This is a genomic window from Streptomyces sp. NPDC029292, from assembly GCF_055569295.1.
In genome coordinates, this window is the sequence record NZ_JBVHXR010000033.1 from 26,130 (window position 1) to 46,421 (window position 20,292).

At 69.4% G+C, this 20,292-nt stretch carries 19 protein-coding genes; 8 read left to right on the forward strand and 11 right to left on the reverse strand.

The features are described from left to right. Positions 1-46: 46 nt before the first annotated feature. Positions 47-1,246, forward strand: a complete 1,200-nt coding sequence (locus ACZ4WS_RS43795; RefSeq protein ID WP_467989200.1) for a trypsin-like serine peptidase — start codon at positions 47-49, stop codon at positions 1,244-1,246. 104 nt (positions 1,247-1,350) lie between these two features. Here the strand turns inward: ACZ4WS_RS43795 and hflX are convergent, their stop codons facing one another. From hflX to miaA, 6 genes are all read right to left on the reverse strand, one after another. Beyond that, positions 1,351-2,847, reverse strand: a complete 1,497-nt coding sequence (gene hflX, locus ACZ4WS_RS43800; RefSeq protein ID WP_467989202.1) for a GTPase HflX — start codon at positions 2,845-2,847, stop codon at positions 1,351-1,353. A gap of 173 nt (positions 2,848-3,020) precedes the next feature. Next, positions 3,021-4,532, reverse strand: coding sequence for a M1 family metallopeptidase (locus ACZ4WS_RS43805; RefSeq protein ID WP_467989204.1), 1,512 nt, complete (start codon positions 4,530-4,532; stop codon positions 3,021-3,023). Between the two features lie 78 nt (positions 4,533-4,610). After that, positions 4,611-6,752, reverse strand: a complete 2,142-nt coding sequence (locus tag ACZ4WS_RS43810) for a RelA/SpoT family protein (RefSeq protein ID WP_467989206.1) — start codon at positions 6,750-6,752, stop codon at positions 4,611-4,613. 201 nt (positions 6,753-6,953) lie between these two features. Beyond that, the gene (dapF, locus tag ACZ4WS_RS43815) at positions 6,954-7,823 is read right to left on the reverse strand and encodes a diaminopimelate epimerase (RefSeq protein ID WP_467989208.1); all 870 of its coding nucleotides are present in this window, start codon (positions 7,821-7,823) and stop codon (positions 6,954-6,956) included. 48 nt (positions 7,824-7,871) lie between these two features. Beyond that, on the reverse strand, positions 7,872-8,435 hold the full coding sequence (locus ACZ4WS_RS43820) for a hypothetical protein (RefSeq protein WP_467989280.1): 564 nt from the start codon (positions 8,433-8,435) through the stop codon (positions 7,872-7,874). Positions 8,436-8,542: 107 nt separating this feature from the next. Next, positions 8,543-9,481: a tRNA (adenosine(37)-N6)-dimethylallyltransferase MiaA gene (miaA, locus tag ACZ4WS_RS43825; RefSeq protein WP_467989210.1), complete on the reverse strand. Its 939-nt coding sequence runs from the start codon at positions 9,479-9,481 to the stop codon at positions 8,543-8,545. Between the two features lie 183 nt (positions 9,482-9,664). Between miaA and ACZ4WS_RS43830 the strand changes: the two genes are divergently transcribed. Together ACZ4WS_RS43830 and ACZ4WS_RS43835 are read left to right on the forward strand one after the other, a co-directional pair. Then, positions 9,665-9,922: a hypothetical protein gene (locus ACZ4WS_RS43830; RefSeq protein WP_467989211.1), complete on the forward strand. Its 258-nt coding sequence runs from the start codon at positions 9,665-9,667 to the stop codon at positions 9,920-9,922. Positions 9,923-9,946: 24 nt separating this feature from the next. After that, complete coding sequence (locus ACZ4WS_RS43835) at positions 9,947-10,219, forward strand: antitoxin (RefSeq protein WP_467989212.1); 273 nt, start codon at positions 9,947-9,949, stop codon at positions 10,217-10,219. 249 nt (positions 10,220-10,468) lie between these two features. Here ACZ4WS_RS43835 and ACZ4WS_RS43840 read toward each other — a convergent pair whose 3' ends face one another. The 3 genes from ACZ4WS_RS43840 to ACZ4WS_RS43850 form a co-directional block, all read right to left on the reverse strand. Continuing rightward, complete coding sequence (locus tag ACZ4WS_RS43840; protein WP_467989214.1) at positions 10,469-11,188, reverse strand: class III extradiol dioxygenase subunit B-like domain-containing protein; 720 nt, start codon at positions 11,186-11,188, stop codon at positions 10,469-10,471. 139 nt (positions 11,189-11,327) lie between these two features. Beyond that, complete coding sequence (miaB, locus tag ACZ4WS_RS43845; RefSeq protein WP_467989216.1) at positions 11,328-12,851, reverse strand: tRNA (N6-isopentenyl adenosine(37)-C2)-methylthiotransferase MiaB; 1,524 nt, start codon at positions 12,849-12,851, stop codon at positions 11,328-11,330. 40 nt (positions 12,852-12,891) lie between these two features. Then, positions 12,892-13,296: a pyrophosphohydrolase domain-containing protein gene (locus ACZ4WS_RS43850; protein WP_467989218.1), complete on the reverse strand. Its 405-nt coding sequence runs from the start codon at positions 13,294-13,296 to the stop codon at positions 12,892-12,894. An 83-nt stretch (positions 13,297-13,379) separates the two neighbouring features. On the opposite strand from ACZ4WS_RS43850, the gene ACZ4WS_RS43855 reads away from it, so the two are divergent. Further along, positions 13,380-14,378 carry a TAXI family TRAP transporter solute-binding subunit gene (locus ACZ4WS_RS43855; protein ID WP_467989220.1) on the forward strand — a complete coding sequence of 333 codons (999 nt, stop codon included), beginning with the start codon at positions 13,380-13,382 and terminating at the stop codon, positions 14,376-14,378. A gap of 49 nt (positions 14,379-14,427) precedes the next feature. Here ACZ4WS_RS43855 and ACZ4WS_RS43860 read toward each other — a convergent pair whose 3' ends face one another. Together ACZ4WS_RS43860 and ACZ4WS_RS43865 are read right to left on the reverse strand one after the other, a co-directional pair. Next, positions 14,428-15,834 (reverse strand): sensor histidine kinase, encoded by a 1,407-nt coding sequence (locus ACZ4WS_RS43860; protein WP_467989222.1) that lies wholly within the window; start codon positions 15,832-15,834, stop codon positions 14,428-14,430. A gap of 9 nt (positions 15,835-15,843) precedes the next feature. Continuing rightward, positions 15,844-16,530 carry a response regulator transcription factor gene (locus ACZ4WS_RS43865; RefSeq protein WP_467989224.1) on the reverse strand — a complete coding sequence of 229 codons (687 nt, stop codon included), beginning with the start codon at positions 16,528-16,530 and terminating at the stop codon, positions 15,844-15,846. A 352-nt stretch (positions 16,531-16,882) separates the two neighbouring features. On the opposite strand from ACZ4WS_RS43865, the gene ACZ4WS_RS43870 reads away from it, so the two are divergent. The 4 genes from ACZ4WS_RS43870 (at position 16,883) to ACZ4WS_RS43885 (ending at position 20,252) form a co-directional block, all read left to right on the forward strand. After that, a complete protein-coding gene (locus ACZ4WS_RS43870) occupies positions 16,883-17,659 on the forward strand; it encodes an amino acid ABC transporter ATP-binding protein (RefSeq protein WP_467989226.1) in 777 nt (258 codons plus the stop codon). Positions 17,660-17,742: 83 nt separating this feature from the next. Continuing rightward, the gene (locus ACZ4WS_RS43875; protein ID WP_467989227.1) at positions 17,743-18,585 is read left to right on the forward strand and encodes a glutamate ABC transporter substrate-binding protein; all 843 of its coding nucleotides are present in this window, start codon (positions 17,743-17,745) and stop codon (positions 18,583-18,585) included. 93 nt (positions 18,586-18,678) lie between these two features. Continuing rightward, positions 18,679-19,347: an amino acid ABC transporter permease gene (locus ACZ4WS_RS43880; protein WP_467989229.1), complete on the forward strand. Its 669-nt coding sequence runs from the start codon at positions 18,679-18,681 to the stop codon at positions 19,345-19,347. After that, entirely contained in the window at positions 19,344-20,252 is a 909-nt protein-coding gene (locus ACZ4WS_RS43885) for an amino acid ABC transporter permease (RefSeq protein WP_467989231.1), read from the forward strand. The genes ACZ4WS_RS43880 and ACZ4WS_RS43885 overlap by 4 nt, the downstream gene beginning before the upstream one ends. The last annotated feature ends 40 nt before the right edge of the window (positions 20,253-20,292 follow it).

The following is a 20,292-nucleotide window of genomic DNA, read 5'->3' on the forward strand; positions in this document are numbered from 1 at the left end:
ACCTGACAAGCACATGACACAATGCTCCAACGGGGGTTACACCAGCATGCGTTCCGTACGTACGCCCGGCGCGAGCAGACGTGGCAGGCGCGGCGTTCTCGCCGCCACCGGCCTCGTCGCGGCCCTGGCACTCACCGCCACCGCCTGCAACTCGGGCGACGACAAGGCGAGCGACAAGCCGGACGCCACCGCGTCCCAGACGTCCGGCAAGGACAAGGTCAAGATCCCGGGCGACATCGCCGACAAGCTCAAAGAGCACGGGATCGACGTCGACAAGTGGAAGAACGGCGCCTGGAAGAACTGGGACAAGGACAAGTGGCTCAGTGAGGCCAAGGACTTCGTCAACCCGGTGATCGACGGGCTGTGGAAGCCCGAGCGGATGAAGTCCGCCAAGGATCCCGACAAGACGATCTCGGCGAAGGACGCATCGGCCGACCAGGGCGTCAGCGACCCGGATCCGGCACCGGTCGACGCCACGGCCGAGAAGACTCCGTACCACCAGAACGCCGCTCCGGTCGGCAAGGTCTTCTTCGACTCCCCCGAGGGCTCGATGGTCTGCTCCGGGACGGTCGTCAAGGACGTGAACCACCCCGGCAAGTCCAACCTCGTGTGGACCGCGGGCCACTGCGTGCACGCCGGCGGCAGCGGCGGCTGGTACCGCAACATCGCCTTCGTGCCGTCGTACAACGACCTCGGCAAGTCCGAGTCCGCGCTGAGCAACTCCTCCGCGTCGGAGATCGCGCCGTACGGCCAGTGGTGGGCGGACTGGGCCTCCACCTCCAACGAGTGGATCTCCGGCGGCGACGAGACGGGCGGGGCGGGCGCCCCGTACGACTACGCCGTGCTGCATGTGAAGCCCGAGCAAGGCACCAAGTCCCTCGAGGAGACGGTCGGCAACGCCCTGGACGTGGACTTCTCCGCGCCGTCCGCCCAGGACGTCAACACGATGGGCGCCTGGGGCTACCCGGCCGCGCCGCCGTTCAACGGCCTGAAGATGTTCAAGTGCATCGACCAGCCGGGCCGCCTCTCGCTGGACTCGACCCTGCCGACGATGTACCGCATCGGGTGCACCATGACCGGCGGTTCGTCCGGCGGCGGCTGGTTCCGTGTCGTCGACGGCGAGACGAAGCTGGTCTCGAATACGTCGATCGGCCCGTCCGACAACACCTGGCTGGCGGGACCACAGCTGGGCAAGGGCGCCGAGGCGCTCTACCAGAACATGAGTGAGGAATACGGCGGCCGGTAGGCGCCGTCCGCGGACATATGACGAAGGCCCGCCCCCTGGAAAAGGGGGCGGGCCTTCATACGCCTGTACGAGAGCCGCATCACGCCGTGGGCCGCGGGTGCGTCCTAGCGGAGCGCCGGCGACGGAACGTACGGCGTGAGATCCGCCGCCAGTTCCTCGTGCACCCGCACCTTGAGCAGCGTGCCCTCCGGGGTGTGCTCCTCGGAGATCACCTCGCCCTCGGTGTGCGCACGCGCGACCAGCTTGCCGTGCGTGTACGGCACGAGCGCCTCGATCTCGACCGAGGGGCGCGGCAGCTCGTTGTCGATGAGCGCGAGCAGCTCGTCGATGCCCTGGCCGGTACGGGCCGAGACCGCGATGGAGCGCTTCTCGATCCGCATCAGCCGCTGGAGCACCAGCGGGTCGGCCGCGTCCGCCTTGTTGATCACGACGATCTCGGGCACGTTGGTCGCGCCGACGTCCCTGATCACCTCGCGCACGGCGGCCAGCTGCTCCTCCGGCGCCGGGTGCGAACCGTCCACCACGTGCAGGATCAGGTCGGAGTCGCCGACCTCCTCCATCGTGGAGCGGAACGCCTCGACCAGGTGGTGCGGCAGGTGGCGTACGAAGCCGACGGTGTCCACCAGCGTGTACAGCCGCCCACCGGGGGTCTCGGCCCGGCGCACGGTCGGGTCGAGGGTCGCGAACAGCGCGTTCTCGACCAGCACGCCCGCGCCCGTGAGGCGGTTGAGCAGCGAGGACTTGCCCGCGTTGGTGTATCCGGCGATGGCGACCGAAGGCACCTTGTTGCGACGGCGCTCCTGGCGCTTGATCTCGCGGCCGGTCTTCATGTCCGCGATCTCCCGGCGCATCTTCGCCATCTTCTCGCGGATACGGCGCCGGTCGGTCTCGATCTTGGTCTCACCGGGACCACGGGTGGCGAGGCCACCGCCCTTGCCGCCGCCCATCTGACGGGACAGCGACTGACCCCAGCCGCGCAGTCGCGGCAGCATGTACTGCATCTGCGCGAGCGCGACCTGCGCCTTGCCCTCTCGGGACTTGGCGTGCTGGGCGAAGATGTCGAGGATCAGGGCCGTACGGTCGATGACCTTGACCTTGACGACGTCTTCGAGGTGGATCAGCTGGCCGGGGCTCAGCTCACCGTCGCAGATCACGGTGTCGGCGCCGGTCTCCAGGACGATGTCCCGCAGCTCGTTGGCCTTGCCGGAACCGATGTACGTGGCCGCGTCGGGCTTGTCACGGCGCTGGACGACGCCGTCGAGCACGAGCGCGCCCGCGGTCTCCGCGAGGGCTGCCAGCTCGGCGAGCGAATTGTCCGCGTCGGTCACGGTCCCCGAGGTCCACACACCGACGAGCACCACACGCTCCAGGCGGAGCTGTCGGTACTCGACCTCGGTGACGTCCTCGAGCTCGGTGGAGAGGCCCGCGACGCGGCGCAGGGCCGCACGCTCGGAGCGGTCGAACTGCTCGCCGTCCCGCTCTCCGTCGATCTCGTGGCTCCAGGCGACGTCCTCTTCCATCAGGGCATCGGCCCGAAGACCTTCGGGGTAGTTCTGCGCGAGGCTCTGCGCGTCCTGGGAAGGGGAAGAAGAGGAGGTCATTGGATCCTTACGTCGATGGGGACAGCAATGCGGCGACGGACGCCGCCCGTCACAGGGAATAACGTCCGAGGCCACCGGGAGATTCCCGGATTCCGCCGGGCCAACCCTCGAAGGGGCCGCGCCGCCGACCCAAGGATGGTCGCACGGCACGGCCCGTCTCGTCACGCGAGTTATCAGGCGCCCTTACGGGCTTGCGGGGCGTCGCTCTTCCAGTCCGGGTGCCCCGGCATCGGCGGTGTCTTCTCGGCATACAGCCAGGCCTTGAAGAACCCGCTCAGATCACGGGCCGCGATGCTGGACGCGAGGTCCACGAAGTCGGCCGTCGACGCGACCCCGTCGCGGTGGACGACCACCCAGGCCCGCTCGAGATGCTCGAACGCGGGGCGCCCGATCTCCTGGCGCAGGGCGTACAGCGCCAGCGCCGCGCCGTCGTAGACGTTCGGCCGGAAGATGCTGATCTTCTGGCCGGGCTTGGGCCCCTTCGGCGCCGCGGGCGGCCCGCCGGCAGCCCGCCAGGAGTCGGACGCGCGATAGGCCGCCTTCATGCGCGCCGCCATGGGCTTGTCGGCCTTCTCCTCGGCGTACAGGGCCTCGTACCAGGTGGCGTGCCCCTCATTGAGCCACAGGTCGGACCAGTTGCGGGGGCTGACGCTGTCGCCGAACCACTGGTGCGACAGTTCGTGCACCATGATCGACTCGACGTACCACTTCGGGTACGCGGGCTCGGTGAAGACCCCTCTCTCGAAGAGAGAGAGCGTCTGTGTCTCCAGCTCGAAGCCGGTCCGCGCCTCGGCCATGAGCAGCCCGTACGTCTCGAAGGGGTACCGGCCGACCTTCCCCTCCATCCAGGCGATCTGGTCGGGGGTCTTCTTGAGCCACGGTTCCAGCTGCTCGCGGTCCTTGGTGGGCACCACATCGCGTACCGGCAGGCCGTGCGGCCCGGTCTGGTGCAGCACGGTGGAGCGGCCGATGGACACCTGAGCCAGCTCGGTCGCCATCGGGTGCTCGGTGCGGTACGTCCAGGTGGTGGACTGGCGGGTACGGTCCGCTCCGTCCGGGAGACCGTTGGCGACAGCCGTGTATCCGTTGGGCGCGGTCACGTGGATGGTGAACATCGCCTTGTCGGAGGGGTGGTCGTTGCACGGGAAGACCAGATGTGCGGCGTCGGCCTGGTTGGCCATCGCGAGCCCGTCCTTGGTCTGCACCCAGCCGCCGTCCTGCTTCTCGGCGGCGACCGGGTCACTGGTGTGGCGCACGGTGATCCGCATCCAGCTGCCGGCGAGCAGCGGCTCCGCGGGGGTCACCACCAGGTCCTCACCGGCGCTCGTGAACGCCGCGGGAGCCCCGTTGACCTCGACCGATCCCACCGTTCCGTGCGAGTAGTCAAGATTGATGTGTTCGAGCCGGGCGGAGGTCACGGCGTCGATCGTGGTGACGGCCGCGAGCGGCTTGGTGTTGGCTCCGGAATAGGTGAACGAGAGGTCGTACGACTCGACGTCGTATCCGGGATTGCCCAGGTGCGGGAAGAGACGGTCGCCGACGCCGAGCGGTGTTGCCGGTGAGGGGGCGCTCGCGGCGATCAGACAGACGGAGACGGCCGAGGCGAGCAGGGCCGCCTTGGCGCGGCTGGTCCTGGGGCGTGGGGTCCTAGGACGGGGGATCCTGGAGCGGGGGGTGAGCAGCATGGACCACCGCTACCAGCGCGTGCCTCTCCCGCGGTGACGACTCGCGCCGGTCCCACCCGAACGGGTCGGTACGGAGGCTTATTGGGCGGCTGCCGCCTGGTGCTGTGCCCGGCTCACGTCGTACACCCCCGGCACATTGCGCATCGCCCGCATCAGCCCCGGAAGGTGTGCCGCGTCCGGGAGTTGGAGCGTGTACGTGTGGCGCACGCGCTGCTGGCTCGGGGGTTCGACGGTCGCGGAGACGATGGCGACGCCCTCCAGGGCGATGGCTTCCGTGAGGTCGGCGAGCAGATGCGGGCGCCCGAAGGACTCGGCGACCAGCGTGACCCGGCACTCGGTGGTGTCGCCCCAGCGCACGCCGACCTCCGCGCGCCCCGCGCTTGTCATGCGCGCCACTCCGGCGCACTCCACGCGGTGGACGGTGACCACTCCCCCGCGTACCGCGAAGCCGGTCACCTCGTCGGGCGGTACAGGCGTACAGCAGCCCGCCAGGCGTACGGAGGCGCCGGGCTGGTCGACGACGGCGTTCGCGGCGGCGGGGCGGGCGGCAGGCGCGTCGCCGGACGGCCTGGGGGCCGCGGCCGGGGCTTCGGGGGGCTCCGTGTCGCGGGGTGAGGGGTGCGCGGCCAGCCAGCGCTGGATGGCGATCCGCGCGGCGGGCGTGTGCGCGTGCTCCAGCCACTCCCTGGACGGCTCGGATGCCGGGTCCTGCCCCATGAGGAGCTGGACGGTGTCGCCGTCCCGCAGGACCGTACTCAGCGTCGCCAGGCGACCGTTGACGCGGGCGCCGATGCAGGCGTGCGCGTCCTCGCCGTACTGCGCGTACGCCGCGTCCACACAACTGGCGCCCTCGGGAAGGCCCAATGAGCCACCGTCGGCGCGGAAGACGGTGATCTCCCGGTCCTGGGCGAGGTCTTCGCGCAGCGTGGACCAGAACGTGTCGGGGTCCGGGGCGGCCTGCTGCCAGTCGAGGAGCCGGGAGAGCCAGCCGGGGCGGGTGGGGTCCACCCGCTCGCCGTCCACGGGGCGCTCGTCGTCGCCGTCCGTCTGCTCCTCCGAAGGAGGAGCGTAGGGATTGCCGAGCGCGATGACCCCGGCCTCGGCGACCTTGTGCATCTGGTGGGTGCGGATGAGGACTTCGGCGACCTCGCCGTCCCCGCGGGTCACGGCCGTGTGCAGCGACTGGTACAGGTTGAACTTGGGTACGGCGATGAAGTCCTTGAACTCCGAGACCACCGGCGTGAGACACGTGTGCAGTTCGCCGAGGACCCCGTAGCAGTCGGCGTCCTCGTTCACGAGCACCAGGAGCCGTCCGAAGTCGGCGCCGCGCATCCGGCCACGCTTGCGCGACACGCGATGCACGGAGACGAAGTGCCGTGGCCTTATGAGGACTTCGGCCTGGATCCCGGCGTCGCGCAGGACCGCACGCACCTCTTCGGCGATCTCGGCGAGCGGGTCGCTGTCGCGCGACGCGTTGCCGACGATCAGCTCCCTGGTGTGCTCGTACTCCTCGGGATGCAGGATCGCGAAGACCAGGTCCTCGAGTTCGGTCTTGAGCGCCTGGACACCGAGCCGCTCGGCGAGCGGGATCAGAACGTCCCTGGTCACCTTGGCGATGCGCGCCTGTTTCTCGGGGCGCATGACACCGAGGGTGCGCATGTTGTGCAGCCGGTCGGCGAGTTTGATCGACATCACGCGGACGTCGTTGCCGGTGGCGACGAGCATCTTGCGGAACGTCTCGGGCTCGGCGGCAGCCCCGTAGTCAACCTTTTCCAGCTTGGTGACACCGTCGACCAGGTAACAGACCTCGTCGCCGAACTCCGTCCGCACCTGATCAAGTGTCACTTCCGTGTCCTCGACGGTGTCGTGGAGCAGGGAGGCGGTCAATGTCGTGTTCTCCGCGCCGAGTTCGGCGAGGATCAGGGTCACGGCGAGCGGGTGCGTGATGTACGGCTCACCGCTCTTGCGCATCTGGCCGCGGTGCGAGGACTCGGCGAGGACGTACGCCCGGCGCAGCGGCTCCAGGTCCGCGTCGGGGTGGTGGGCGCGGTGCGCCTCGGCCACGTGGCCGATCGCGTCGGGCAGCCGGTCGCGGGCCGCGGGACCGAGCAGCGCGGCCCGGCCCAGCCGACGCAGATCGATCCGGGGACGGCCCTTCTTGCGGTGCGCTGCGGGCGTTGCAGGGCCTGGCGTCGCGGGATTCGTCGCCTCCGCACTCATGGGCACCTCCGGCTGCGTAGACCGGCGGACGGGTGCCCCATGGCGAACACGGCTCAGGGGATGGCGTCGATCCCCCGTCCGGGCCGGTGCTTGATGCTACCGAGCCCACCACGCGCGGCTGACCGCCTCTCGCCGAGCGTGAAACGGATCACCCATTCGAGCGACAGTTCTGGGGTTTACGGTTTCGACCCGCGCGAACGCTCAGCGGTTCACGGCGTCGAGCCACTCCGCGTCGATCTCGCCCTCGGCGACGATCACCGCGGGGCCCGTCATCTCGATCTCGCCGTCCGGGCGCTCGGTGATCAACAGGCGTCCGCCCGGTACGTCGACGGTGTACGTGGCCGGGGTCCCGGTCACGGCCGGGTCCGCGCCGTCGCGGCGCGCCGCGGCGACGGCCACGGCGCACGCGCCCGTGCCGCACGAGCGGGTCTCACCGGCGCCGCGCTCGTGGACGCGCAGGGCGACGTGGTGCGGGGCCCGGTCGACCACGAACTCGACGTTCACCCCGTCCGGGTACGACGACGCCGGGCTGAACGGCGGCGGCGCGAACAGGTCGCCGGCGTGCGCGAGGTCGTCCACGAAGGCGACGGCGTGCGGGTTGCCCATGTTGACGTTGCGCGCGGGCCAGCTGCGCTCGCCGACGCTCACGGTGACATCCCCTTCGGGGAGGAGTGCCTTGCCCATGCCGACGGTCACGTCCCCGTCCTTGGCGAGGTGCACGGTCTTCACGCCCCCGCGCGTGGCCACCGTGATGTCCCCTTCGGCCACATGTCCGGCGCGCTGGAGATAGCGCGCGAACACACGCACTCCGTTGCCGCACATCTCCACGGTCGAGCCGTCGCCGTTGCGGTAGTCCATGAACCACTCCGCCTCGGCCGCCATCTCCTTGGCCTCGGGGTGCGCGGCCGATCGTACGACATGCAGCAGACCGTCACCGCCGATACCCGCGCGGCGGTCGCACAGGGTGGCGACGGCGGCCGGGGGCAGGTCGATGACGTTCTCCGGGTCCGGGATGATCACGAAGTCGTTCTCGGTCCCGTGGCCCTTGAGGAAGGCGATCCGCGTGCTCATTCCTCGATCGTACGAGATCGGTCGGACACTCCGTCCCGCAAGGGGGCGTCAGCGCAGCCGGGCCACACGCCACACGGCGAGCACGGCCACCGCGGTGACCACCACGACGTAGGCGATCACCACCCGCCAGTCCGGGCGACGGCCGGAACCGCGCTGTGGGAAGCCCGGCAAGGTGTAGCCGACCCGGCGAGCGGCCATCATGCCCCAGCCCGCGGCGCACGAGCAGATCAGCAGGCCGAGCATGGCGACCACGGCACCGCCGTCACCGAACTCGAAGGCCAGCGGGAAGGCGAACATCAGCGAGCCGATCGCGGCCAGCGTCACGATGGGCGCGAGCTGCCAGATGCGCAGCCGGCGCTGCGGTCGCAGCTCGACCTCGACCTCGGGCTCCGGGGACATCTCGTCGGGCCCGGGCCCGTCGGCGGTCACACCGTCCGGAGCGTCCTCGGGTCCGTCGGAGCTCAGACGCTCCCCGTCCGGATCGATACCCAGAGGGTCTCCGTCCGGATCGATGCCCAGAGGGTCTCCGTCCGGATCGATGCCCAGACGGTCTCCGTCCGGATCGATGCCGTGCTCAGTGTCTCGTGCAGTGTCGCGAGGGCCGGCCTCCATCGCCACGCGCCCTCCCAACTCGGACTTCACCTGTCGATCGAAGCTCGATGATGGCACGGCGTCAGAGGCCGGGATGACGGCCGGAGCGTCCCGATGCCATGACGTGATCAGGCTGTAACCGGTCGTTCGACCAACGCCAATGCGAGCTCCGGAAGTTCTGTGAGATCCGCCGCAGCCCCACTGAGCCAATGCACCCGCGGGTCGCGCCGGAACCACGAATCCTGACGGCGCGCGAAGCGCTTGGTAGCGCGTACGGTCTCGGCGCGCGCCTCTTCCTCGGTGCACTCCCCGGCGAGCGCCGCGAGCACCTGCTGGTACCCGAGCGCACGCGATGCCGTGCGCCCCTCACGCAAGCCCTGCGCCTCCAGCGCGCGCACCTCGTCGACAAGGCCCGCCTCCCACATCCGGTCGACCCGGCGCGCGATGCGCTCGTCGAGCTCGGGGCGCGCCACGTCGACCCCGATCTGGAGGGTGTCGTACACGGAGTCGTGGCCCGGGAGGTTGGCCGTGAAGGGCATGCCGGTGATCTCGATGACTTCGAGGGCACGGACGATACGGCGGCCGTTGCTGGGCAGGATCGCGTTCGCGGCCTCGGGGTCGGCCGCGGCCAGACGCGCGTGCAGCGCGCCGGATCCGCGCAGGGTGAGCTCCTCCTCCAGGCGGGCCCGCACCTCGGGGTCGGTGCCGGGGAACTCCAGGTTGTCGACGGCGCCGCGGACGTACAGCCCGGAGCCGCCGACCAGGATCGGCCAGCGGCCCTCGGCGAGCAGCGCGTCGATGCGGGCGCGGGCGAGCCGCTGGTACTCGGCGACGCTGGCCGTGACCGTCACCTCCCAGATGTCCAGGAGGTGGTGCGGGATCCCGCCGCGTTCCTCGGGCGTCAGCTTGGCGGTGCCGATGTCCATCCCTCGGTACAACTGCATGGAGTCGGCGTTGACGACCTCGCCGCCGAGACGTTGGGCGAGGAAAACGCCCAGATCGGACTTTCCTGCCGCGGTCGGTCCGACGACGGCGATGACCCGGGGGGCGGGGGGTGCGCTACTCACCGCCCCAGTCTCGCAAACGTCAGGGCCTCTCCTCGAACGAGCTACGTGACGCCACGCGTCCGGGGTCGTTGCCTGTTGCGAGGTTCCAGCCGCCGGTTTTCGAGGACCGGTGACCCGGGCGACGCAATGGGACGCACCGGGCAACGCGGGATTTCGCCCTCACGAGTAACGTATGGAGTGGATATGGGCGTTTTTGCACGGCTTCTCCGGAGGTCGAAGGCGACGGAGGAGGCGTCAACCGCCGAGGTGCAGGCCGACACGCAGACGGCCGAACCCGAGGCGGAGGTGGCGGAAGAGGCGAAGGGTTCGTCCCAGACCGAGGGCGAGGCCACGGCGGAGGAGACCGCTGAGGCTGCCACCACGGACGACGTCGAGATCCCCAAGCAGCAGACCGCCGAACAGGCCGCCGACAACGAGGCCGACGAGGGCGCCCGCAAGTAACTGCCCCGCGAGGGAAGGTGAACCATGGGTCTCCTGGACAATTTGAAAGCCAAGCTGACGCCCGCCAAGGAGAAGGTCTCGGACCTCGCGCATCAGCACGGGGACAAGATCGACAAGATCGGACACGGTCTCGACAAGGCCGCGAAGGTGGTCGACGAGAAGACCAAGGGCAAGTACAGCGACAAGATCCAGACGGGCACGGGCAAGGCGAAGGGCGCCATGGACCGACTCGCGCACAAGGACAGTGGCGGCGCGACGCCTCCGCCGGACGCGCCATCCCCGCCTCCGGCATCCTGAACACCACACATCGGCGGACGGCCGCGGAGCGCTCAGGGCTCCCGGCCGTCCGCCGTGTTCACGGCCAGTACGGGACCGGAGGACCAAGTCCGTGCCCGGGTACGTCGCCAGGGTCTGTGTTCAGCCGTATGACCCGGGGTCCGTGTTCTGGTCCTTACGACCAGGGGTCCGTGTTCGTGCCCGTACCGCCCAGGAACCGTGCTCGTGCCCGTACGGCCCAAGGAGCGGAGACTTTCCTGGACGGGCCCGCTACGACCAGGCCGCCACCAGATACCCCACCCCGTACGGCGCGTCGTCGTAGAGCAGGGCGCCGCCCAGCCCCGCGCCGTCGGCCGCGCCCGCGAGGACCTGCCAGGGGGCTCGCCCGGAGGCCTTCAGCTCGTACGCCAGCTCCGCGTCCAGCGCTTTGAGGGCCGCCACGTCCGCCGTCTCCAGCGCACGCGCGACCTGCGCGTCGAAGCCCGCGGCGCGCTCGTCGAGATAGCCCGGCGCCTTGAGCGTCCGGCATGCGCTGGCGTCGCCCATCACCAGCAGTGCCACTCTCTCGGCCTGCGCGACGATTTCCCCTCCGACTTGGATACACCGCTCGGCTGCGAGAGGTTCCCCCACGCCCAGACCCTCGATGGGGGCGTCGGACCACCCCGTGCGTTCCAGGAGCCACGCGGCGACGGCGAGCGAGGGCGGCAGTTCCCGCTCCGACGCCCCGGGGCCCGGCTCGTGTCCCCCAAGGCGTACGTCGAGATCGACGCCGAACCCGTGGAACGAGCCCCGCGTGCCCTCCGGGTGCGGCCCGCGCCCGCTCTGTTCGGCGGGACCTACGACGACCAGCAGGTCGGGGCGGGAAGCGGCGAGCACGCCCAGCGCGTCCGTGCACGCCGCGCGCGCGGCGTCCAGCTCGGGCGCCGCACCGGCGGCGACGTCGGGGACGAGCAGCGGGGGGCAGGGGCAGACTGCGGCGGCGACCAGCATGATCGCCAGCCTACTGCCGCGCCTCCCCGTCGGAGCGCCGGACCGGCTTCGCGGCCGGAACACGGTCTTCGGCGCCGCCACCCCGCGGACGACTTCCACGCGGCGCGCGGCCGCTCAGTTCCACGCGGAGCGCGTCCGGTCAGTGAGCGGAACAGCCCCCGGTCGCGGCGGGCAGCGGCGCGGGCACGCCCACGGCCGGCAGCCCCAGCATGACGCCCGCCGGCTTCGCCGCCTCCGCCGCGTTGCGCTTCTCCCAGGCGTCCCCCGCGCGCGTGCGGCGCACGCTCAGGACGGCGCCTTCGGCGAGCAGGTGGTGCGGGGCGGCGTAGGTGATCTCGACGGTGACCACGTCGCCGGGACGGACCTCTTCGTCGGGCTTGGTGAAGTGGACCAGGCGGTTGTCGGGGGCACGGCCGGAGAGGCGGTGCGTGGCGCCGTCCTTGCGGCCCTCGCCCTCGGCCACCATCAGCTCCAGGGTGCGGCCGACCTGCTTCTTGTTCTCGTCCCAGGAGATCTCCTCCTGGAGGGCGACGAGACGCTCGTAACGCGCCTGGACGACCTCCTTGGGGATCTGCCCCTCCATGGTGGCCGCCGGGGTTCCGGGGCGCTTGGAGTACTGGAAGGTGAACGCCTGCGCGAAGCGGGCCTCGCGGACCGCGTGGAGGGTCTGCTCGAAGTCCTCCTCGGTCTCGCCGGGGAAGCCCACGATGATGTCCGTGGTGATCGCCGCGTGCGGGATGGCGGCCCGCACCTTCTCGATGATCCCGAGGTAGCGGTCCTGGCGGTACGAGCGGCGCATCGCCTTCAGGAGGGTGTCCGAGCCGGACTGCATCGGCATGTGCAGCTGCGGCATCACGTTCGGCGTCTCGGCCATGGCGGCGATCACGTCGTCGGTGAAGTCGCGCGGGTGCGGCGAGGTGAAGCGCACGCGCTCCAGGCCCTCGATCTTGCCGCAGGCCCGCAGCAGCTTGCTGAACGCCTCGCGGTCGCCGATGTCGCTGCCGTAAGCGTTTACGTTCTGCCCGAGCAGCGTGATCTCGGAGACGCCCTCGCCGACCAGAGCCTCGATCTCGGCCAGGATGTCGCCGGTCCTGCGGTCCTTCTCCTTGCCGCGCAGCGCCGGGACGATGCAGAAGGTGCAGGTGTTGTTGCAGCCGACGGAGATGGAGACCCAGGCGGCGTACGCGCTCTCGCGGCGGGTCGGCAGCGTGGACGGGAACGCCTCGAGAGACTCGGCGATCTCGACCTGCGCCTCCTCCTGTACGCGGGCGCGCTCCAGGAGGACCGGCAGCTTGCCGATGTTGTGCGTCCCGAAGACGACGTCCACCCAGGGAGCCCGCTGCACGATGGTGTCGCGGTCCTTCTGCGCGAGACAGCCGCCGACGGCGATCTGCATCCCGGGGCGCTTGGTCTTCATGGGCGCGAGGCGGCCGAGGTTGCCGTACAGCCGGTTGTCGGCGTTCTCCCGTACGGCGCAGGTGTTGAAGACGACGACGTCCGCGTCGCCGTCCGACCCCTCGGGCGCGCGCACGTAACCGGCGTCCTCAAGGAGCCCGGAGAGCCGTTCGGAGTCGTGGACGTTCATCTGGCACCCGTAAGTGCGTACTTCGTAGGTCTTGGATTCCTGAACGTCCACTGCCTGGCTCCGGTCGCTGCTGCTCATGTGACAAGGGTAGGCGGTGCCCGGAGTGCCTCCTGTCCCCCTACGCGTCAGCGGCCGTCCAGCCCTGTCGGCGGAGGACCTCCGAGACGTCCGGAGCTCGGTAGTGGTCCCCCTTGAGGACCTTGCCGTCGGCCCTGCGGGCGACGCGGCCGTCGGGGCCCAGCTTCGTCATGTTGGACCGGTGGACCTCGGCGATCACCGCGTCGAGGTCGATCCCGTGGACGAGTGCCGTGCCGTAGGCCACGTACACGACGTCGGCCAGTTCGTGTGCCAGCCGGTCGAGCGGGCCGGTGACCGAGACCTCGGCGACTTCGGCGGCCTCCTCGGCGAGCAGTTCGCCGCGGTGGGCCGCGAGCTCCGCGGAGACCTCCGACGGAACGGCGCGGGCGTCGAGGCCGAAGGCCAGGTGGAATTCACGGACCAGGGAGGCGGGAGAGGACTGCATCCGCCGACCCTATCGATCTACCGGGGTCCTCATATGAGCTCGGCCCTGGTCAGGACGGCACCCCGGCTGGCAGGATCGCGCGCATGTTCCAGGCACTCCCCCGTATCGGCCGGCGCCGCGCGCTGTTCGGCTCGGCGGCCGCTTTCGCGGTCTTCGGGCTGCTGCTGTGGTGGCTGTTGCCGCTGGGCGAGGAGTCCCCGAGCGGGACGATCACGTTCAGTACGGGCACGCCGACCGGGGTCTACCAGAAGTACGGCACGCTCCTTCAGGGCGCCATCGCCAAGGACATGCCGCGCGTGGACGTACGGCTGCTGAACAGCGACGGGTCGCAGGAGAACGTCCGGCGTGTGGCCATGGGGAAGGCCGACTTCACCATTGCGGCGGCCGACGCGGTGGAGACGTACATCCTGGCGAACAAGCCGGGAGCGGACCGGCTGCGCGGCTGCGCCCGGCTCTACGACGACTATGTACACCTGGTGGTGCCCCGTTCGTCCTCCGTACGGTCCGTGGCGGACCTGCGGGGCAGGAAGGTCGCCGTGGGGCCGAGCGGTTCCGGGGTGCGGCTGATCGCCAACCACGTGCTCCAGGCGGCCGGACTCGACCCGCAGAAGGACATCAAGCCGCTTGCCGACGGCATCGGGACCATGCCCGACCTGCTCAAGCAGCACAAGATCGACGCCTTCTTCTGGTCGGGCGGCCTGCCGACCAGTGCCGTCCTCAAGCTCTCGAAGAGCTTCGACATCAGGCTGGTGCCGATAGGCAGCGACCTGATCAAGAAGCTGCACGAGCAGGGCGGCGCCTCCCGCTACTACCGGGCCGCGGTGATGCCCGCCGACGCCTACCCCAAGGCGCAGCTGGGCTCCTCCGTGCAGACACTCGCGGTGGCGAACTTCCTGATCACACGGGAGGACGCGGACCCGAAGCTCACCGAGGAGCTCACCCGCACGGTGATCGCCAGCCGCGACCACATCGGTGCCAAGGTGCACGCCGCGCAGCTGGTGGACCTGCGGACGGCCATCTACACGGACCCGCTGCCGCTGCACGAGGGCGCGCGACGCTACTACCGCTCGGTCAAGCCCTAGCAGCTCCCGGGTGAGCCGCTCCCAGGTGAGTCTCTCCCGGGTCAGCCACTCAAGAGGCGGGCCGCGACCTCGGCACCCTCACCGTCACCCTGAGCCCGTGCGGCTCATGATGGGCGTACGCGATGGAGCCGCCGCCCGCCGCGAGCAGGGCCCGTGAGATGGACAGCCCGAGGCCCGAGCCCTTGATGTTCTGGTGCCCCGCGCTGCGCCAGAAACGGTCGCCGATGCGGGCCAGGTCCTCGTCGCTGAGGCCGGGTCCGCCGTCGGTGACCACGACGGTCGAGACCTCGCCGTTCGAGGCCACCGTCACCTCCACGCTCTCTCCCTCGGGGGTGAACTTAAGCGCGTTGTCGATCACCGCGTCCAGGACGCTGGACAGCGTGACCGGATCGGCCCAGGCGGTGGTGGCCGGGCAGGTCCCGGCCAGCCGTACGCCCTTGTTCTCGGCGACCGCGTGCCAGGAGGACACGCGCTCGGCCGTCAGCGCGCCGATGTCGGTGAGGCGCAGGTCCGCCTCGGTGTGCTCGGCGAGCGCCAGGTCGAGGAGGTCGTCGAGGACCTGGGCGAGGCGCTTGCCCTCGGTGCGGACCGAGGCGATCTCCTCATTGCCCTCCGGCAGTTCGAGGGCGAGCAGCTCGATGCGCAGCAGCAGCGCCGAGAGCGGGTTGCGCAGCTGGTGCGAGGCGTCGGCGACGAAGGCGCGCTGCTGCTCCAGAACGTCCTCGACGTTGTCCGCCATCTCGTTGAACGACCGGGCCAGGCGCCTGAGTTCCGGTGGCCCGCCGGCCGCCGCGACCCGTGACTTGAGGCGCCCGGTCGCGATGTCGTGGGTGGTGGCGTCGAGGACGCGTACGGGCCTGAGCACCCAGCCGGTGAGGCGCAGCGCGGCGCCTATGGCGAGGAGCATCGCGAAGACCTCGCCCGCGCCGATGAGCAGCCAGCCGTGCAGGGTCTTCGAACGCATCTGCCCGGTGGGCGAGTCGGTGACGACGACCGCGATCACGTCGCCGTCCCTGATGACCGGGGAGGCGACGACGAGACGGTGGCGCTGCCACGGCCAGACCTGCTTCGGGTCGTGGCTGCGCCGGCTCACCAGCGCCTCATTGAACGCGTCGCGCCCCTCGCCCGTCTTGGGCAGGTTCCAGGACTCCGGGGCGTTGGCCATGGGCTTGTCGTTGCGGTAGAAGACGCCGGCCCGGATGCCGTACACGCTGTAGTAGCGGGCGAGTTCCTTGCGCAGGGTCTCTTTGCGCTCGTCCGGGAAGGCCGTCTGGGAGCCTGTCTGCGGGTCGGTGACGAACTGGGCGAGGGCCGCGAAGCGCGCCGTGTCGTCGATGCGGTCGACGACCACCCGTTGCTGCTGCGCGGCCGCGACACTCGCGGCGAGCGGAATGCCGAGCGCCAGCAGCACGGCGGCCATCAGGACGATGAGCAGCGGGAGAAGACGTGTGCGCACCCGTGCCCGCTATGCCACAGGGGCGACGAGCCGGTACCCGACGCCGCGCACGGTCTCGATCAGCGCCGGCATGCGCAGCTTGGAGCGCAGGGACGCGACATGCACCTCCAGGGTGCGTCCGGTCCCCTCCCAACTGGTGCGCCACACCTCGCTGATGATCTGCTCCCGGCGGAACACCACTCCGGGGCGCTGGGCCAGCAGCGCGAGAAGGTCGAACTCCTTGCGGGTCAGTTGGACAACCGAACCGCCCACGGTGACCTGCCGGTTGGGGAGCTCGATGTGCACCGGCCCGAGCCGCAGACCAGTGTCGCCGGGTGCCGCCGCTTCGTCCGGGACGGTGCGCCGGCTGACGGCGTGGATACGGGCGAGCAACTCCCCCGTGTCGTAAGGCTTCACTACGTAGTCGTCGGCGCCGAGGTTGAGGCCGTGGATCCGGGAGCGTACGTCGGCGCGCGCGGTGACCATGATCACCGGAGTGCTGGTCCGCTTGCGGATCTTGCCGCACACCTCGTAGCCGTCCTGGTCGGGCAGGCCCAGGTCGAGCAGGACGACCCCGAAACCGGCACCCTCCGGCACGAGCGCCTGCAGGGCCTCCTCGCCGCTGCGGGCGTGCGTCACGTGGAAACCGTGCCGCGCCAGGACCGCGGACAGGGCGGCGGCGACATGGTTGTCGTCCTCGACGAGCAGCAGTCTCATCCCGGCCCCCTCCGGTTCATCGGTCGTACGGTCCCGGTTGTGATTGTCCGTACCGCCCCGGTTGGCTGTTCGTACGGTCCCGGTTTGTCATTCATACGGTCTCGGCTTGTAAAGCGCGTGCACACGCGCGTGCACCATGGCAGTCACGCCGATGGATAAGGACGGCGTCAAGAGGGTTCGGGTTGCGTGCCGCTTCCGTTACCCAGCCGGTACGCGGCCCGCTCACGGCCGCTACGAGGTGTGTCCGATTGCTATCGGATCGTGATGCTCAGATTACCCTCAGATGTAATGACGCTGGTCGTACAGGGTCACTACTGTCCTCCGAAACCGAGGAGGACGGAGCCTAAGAGCGATGACCGAAGTATCGGTGGCCAAGGACGCCGTGGCCGCGACCGAGGAACTGGTCGTCCTGAAGAGCGTCAACAAGCACTTCGGCGCGTTGCACGTGCTCCAGGACATCGACCTGACGATCGCCCGGGGCGAGGTCGTCGTGGTCATCGGGCCCTCCGGGTCCGGGAAGTCCACCCTGTGCCGCACCATCAACCGCCTGGAGACGATCGATTCGGGCGACATCTCGATCGACGGCAAGCCGCTGCCCGCGGAGGGCAAGCCACTTGCCCGGCTGCGGGCCGACGTGGGCATGGTCTTCCAGTCCTTCAACCTCTTCGCGCACAAGACAGTGCTCGAGAACGTGATGCTGGGCCAGATCAAGGTACGCAAGGCGGACAAAAAGCAGGCCGAGGAGAAGGCGCGTGCCCTGCTCGACCGGGTCGGGGTGAGCACGCAGGCGGACAAGTACCCCGCTCAGCTCTCCGGCGGCCAGCAGCAGCGTGTCGCCATCGCACGGGCGCTGGCCATGGACCCCAAAGTCATGCTCTTCGACGAGCCGACGTCGGCGCTCGACCCGGAGATGATCAACGAGGTCCTGGAGGTCATGCAGCAGCTCGCCCGCGACGGCATGACCATGATCGTCGTCACCCATGAGATGGGCTTCGCTCGTTCGGCTGCGAATCGGGTGGTCTTCATGGCAGACGGTCGCATCGTCGAAGAAGCTGTGCCGGACCAGTTCTTCAGCAACCCGCGCAGCGACCGCGCCAAGGACTTCCTGTCAAAGATCTTGCATCACTGACGGCCCCACATCGCGCCTCTGACGACCTGCGTCACCCGCCCTTGACGGGCCCGCATCTCTTCACCACTCAAAGGATGTTCACCATGAAGCTCCGCAAGGTCACCGCCCTGGCAGCCACTGCGCTCGTCCTCTCCCTGACCGCGACCGCCTGTGGGGGTGACAGCGACAAGGACTCCGGTTCGAGCTCCAGCGGCAGCGGCAAGATCAAGATCGGCATCAAGTTCGACCAGCCCGGCCTCGGCCTGAAGCAGCCGGACGGTTCCTACGCCGGCTTCGACGTGGACGTGGCGACCTACGTGGCCAAGCAACTCGGCTACAAGCCCGACCAGATCGAGTGGGTCGAGACCAAGAGCGCCGACCGCGAGAACGCGCTCGCCCGCGGCGACGTCAAGTTCATCGCGGCCACCTACTCGATCACCGACGAGCGCAAGCAGAAGGTCGACTTCGCCGGCCCCTACCTGCTGGCCCACCAGGACCTGCTGGTCAAGGCCAACTCGAACATCGCCAAGGGCACGGACCTCAACGGCAAGAAGCTGTGTTCCGTGACCGGCTCCACCTCCGCGCAGAACATCACGGACACGATCGCCCCGAAGGCCAACCTGCGTGAGTACAGCGGCTATTCGGAGTGCATCGCCGGTCTGCAGAGTGGCGCCGTGGACGCGGTGACCACCGACGACTCGATCCTCGCGGGCTTCGCTGCGCAGGACAAGTACAAGGGCCAGTTCAAGCTCGCCGGGCTCAAGCTGAGCAACGAGAACTACGGCATCGGTGTCAAGAAGGGCGACACCACAACGGTGAACAAGATCAACACCGCGCTGGAGAAGATGGTCAGCGACGGCTCCTGGAAGAAGGCGGTCGACGCGAACTTCGCTCCGGCCAACTACAAGTACGAGCAGGCCCCGAAGATCGGCGTCATCGTCAAGTAACCCAGGGATCCACAGGCGCGCCGCCGCCCGCCGCGATCACGGCGGCGGCGCGCCGCGCCCTCCACCGCCACACACCCGGAAGCGCGGGAGATCGTGTTCGACTTTCTTCAAGGTTATGACGTCCTCGGGGCGTTCTGGATGACGGTGAAACTCGCCATCCTCTCCGCCGTCGGCTCCCTGGTCTGGGGCACCCTGCTGGCCGCGATGCGGGTCAGCCCGGTCCCGCTCATGCGCGGGTTCGGCACCGCCTATGTGAACATCGTCCGGAACATCCCGCTGACCGTCATCATCGTCTTCAGCTCGCTCGGCCTCGCCGACATCTTCGGTGTGACGATGGGCGCGTCCGACGACTTCAAGCTCCAGGGCTTCCGGCTGGCGGTGCTCGGTCTCGTGGCCTACCACGCGGCCTTCGTCTGCGAGGCGGTGCGCTCGGGCATCAACACCGTGCCCGTCGGGCAGGCCGAGGCGGCACGCGCCATCGGGCTGAACTTCAGTCAGGTCCTGCGGCTCATCATCCTTCCGCAGGCCTTCCGTTCGGTCATCGCACCGCTGGCCAACGTACTGATCGCACTGACCAAGAACACGACCGTAGCGGCCGCCATCGGCGTCGCCGAGGCCGCCAGCCTGATGAAGACGATGATCGAGAACGAGGCCCAGACGGTGGCCATCGGCGCGGTCTTCGCCTTCGGCTTCGTGGTACTGACCCTGCCCACCGGCCTCATCCTCGGCTGGTTCGGCAAGCGACTGGCGGTGAAGCGATGACCTCCGTTCTCTACGACACCCCCGGCCCCCGCGCCAAGCGGCGCAATGTGCTCCTCTCGGTGGTCTTCTTCGTCCTGCTCGCCCTGCTCCTGTGGTGGATCTGGCAGACGATGGACGACAAGGGCCAGCTGAAGTGGTCCCTGTGGGAGCCGTTCACCACGGCGGATGCCTGGACGACGTACCTGCTGCCGGGTCTCCGCAACACACTGAAGGCCGCGGCGCTCTCCATGGTCATCGCCCTCCCGCTGGGCGCGTTCTTCGGCATCGCACGCATGTCAGACCACCGGTGGGTCCGGGTCCCGGCCGGTGTGGTGGTCGAGTTCTTCCGGGCGATCCCGGTGCTCCTGCTGATGCTGTTCGCCAACGAGTTCTACGTCCGCTCCACGGACATCAGCAGCGACGAACGGCCCCTGTACGCCGTTGTCACCGGCCTGGTGCTCTACAACGCCTCGGTCCTCGCCGAGATCGTACGGGCCGGCATCCTCGCCCTGCCCAAGGGTCAGACGGAGGCCGCCTACGCGATCGGTCTGCGCAAGGGCCAGACGATGACCAGCATCCTGCTCCCGCAGTCCGTCACCGCCATGCTGCCGGCCATCGTCAGCCAGATCGTCGTCATCGTGAAGGACACCGCGCTGGGCGGCGTGATGCTGGCGTTCCCCGAGCTGCTCAACGCACGCAGCACGCTGGCGGCCAACTACGCCAACGTCATCCCCAGCTTCATCGTGGTGGCGGTCATCTTCATCGCGCTGAACTTCCTCCTCACCACCTTCGCGAGCTGGCTGGAGGGCAGGCTGCGGCGCAGCAAGAAGACCACGGGCGCGGTCCTCGGCGCCGATGACGCGGTGGAGCTCAACCCCGCCGCGGTGCATGGCTCCTTCGGGACTGGTGCCGGCGGCTCCATCTGATGAACAGTCAAGTCGCATGAGCGGCACGGAGGCAGTGGCG

Excerpts from the sequence above, each read along its gene's own strand:
- ACZ4WS_RS43875 (WP_467989227.1), top strand. The coding sequence starts at position 17,743 with ATGAAGCTCCGCAAGGTCACCGCCCTGGCAGCCACTGCGCTCGTCCTC.
- ACZ4WS_RS43795 (WP_467989200.1), top strand. The coding sequence starts at position 47 with ATGCGTTCCGTACGTACGCCCGGCGCGAGCAGACGTGGCAGGCGCGGC.
- ACZ4WS_RS43870 (WP_467989226.1), top strand. The coding sequence starts at position 16,883 with ATGACCGAAGTATCGGTGGCCAAGGACGCCGTGGCCGCGACCGAGGAA.
- ACZ4WS_RS43810 (WP_467989206.1), bottom strand. The coding sequence starts at position 6,752 with ATGAGTGCGGAGGCGACGAATCCCGCGACGCCAGGCCCTGCAACGCCC.
- ACZ4WS_RS43820 (WP_467989280.1), bottom strand. The coding sequence starts at position 8,435 with ATGGAGGCCGGCCCTCGCGACACTGCACGAGACACTGAGCACGGCATC.
- dapF (WP_467989208.1), bottom strand. The coding sequence starts at position 7,823 with ATGAGCACGCGGATCGCCTTCCTCAAGGGCCACGGGACCGAGAACGAC.
- ACZ4WS_RS43885 (WP_467989231.1), top strand. The coding sequence starts at position 19,344 with ATGACCTCCGTTCTCTACGACACCCCCGGCCCCCGCGCCAAGCGGCGC.
- ACZ4WS_RS43805 (WP_467989204.1), bottom strand. The coding sequence starts at position 4,532 with ATGCTGCTCACCCCCCGCTCCAGGATCCCCCGTCCTAGGACCCCACGC.
- ACZ4WS_RS43855 (WP_467989220.1), top strand. The coding sequence starts at position 13,380 with ATGTTCCAGGCACTCCCCCGTATCGGCCGGCGCCGCGCGCTGTTCGGC.
- hflX (WP_467989202.1), bottom strand. The coding sequence starts at position 2,847 with ATGACCTCCTCTTCTTCCCCTTCCCAGGACGCGCAGAGCCTCGCGCAG.
- ACZ4WS_RS43830 (WP_467989211.1), top strand. The coding sequence starts at position 9,665 with ATGGGCGTTTTTGCACGGCTTCTCCGGAGGTCGAAGGCGACGGAGGAG.
- ACZ4WS_RS43840 (WP_467989214.1), bottom strand. The coding sequence starts at position 11,188 with ATGCTGGTCGCCGCCGCAGTCTGCCCCTGCCCCCCGCTGCTCGTCCCC.
- ACZ4WS_RS43850 (WP_467989218.1), bottom strand. The coding sequence starts at position 13,296 with ATGCAGTCCTCTCCCGCCTCCCTGGTCCGTGAATTCCACCTGGCCTTC.
- ACZ4WS_RS43865 (WP_467989224.1), bottom strand. The coding sequence starts at position 16,530 with ATGAGACTGCTGCTCGTCGAGGACGACAACCATGTCGCCGCCGCCCTG.
- ACZ4WS_RS43835 (WP_467989212.1), top strand. The coding sequence starts at position 9,947 with ATGGGTCTCCTGGACAATTTGAAAGCCAAGCTGACGCCCGCCAAGGAG.
- miaB (WP_467989216.1), bottom strand. The coding sequence starts at position 12,851 with ATGAGCAGCAGCGACCGGAGCCAGGCAGTGGACGTTCAGGAATCCAAG.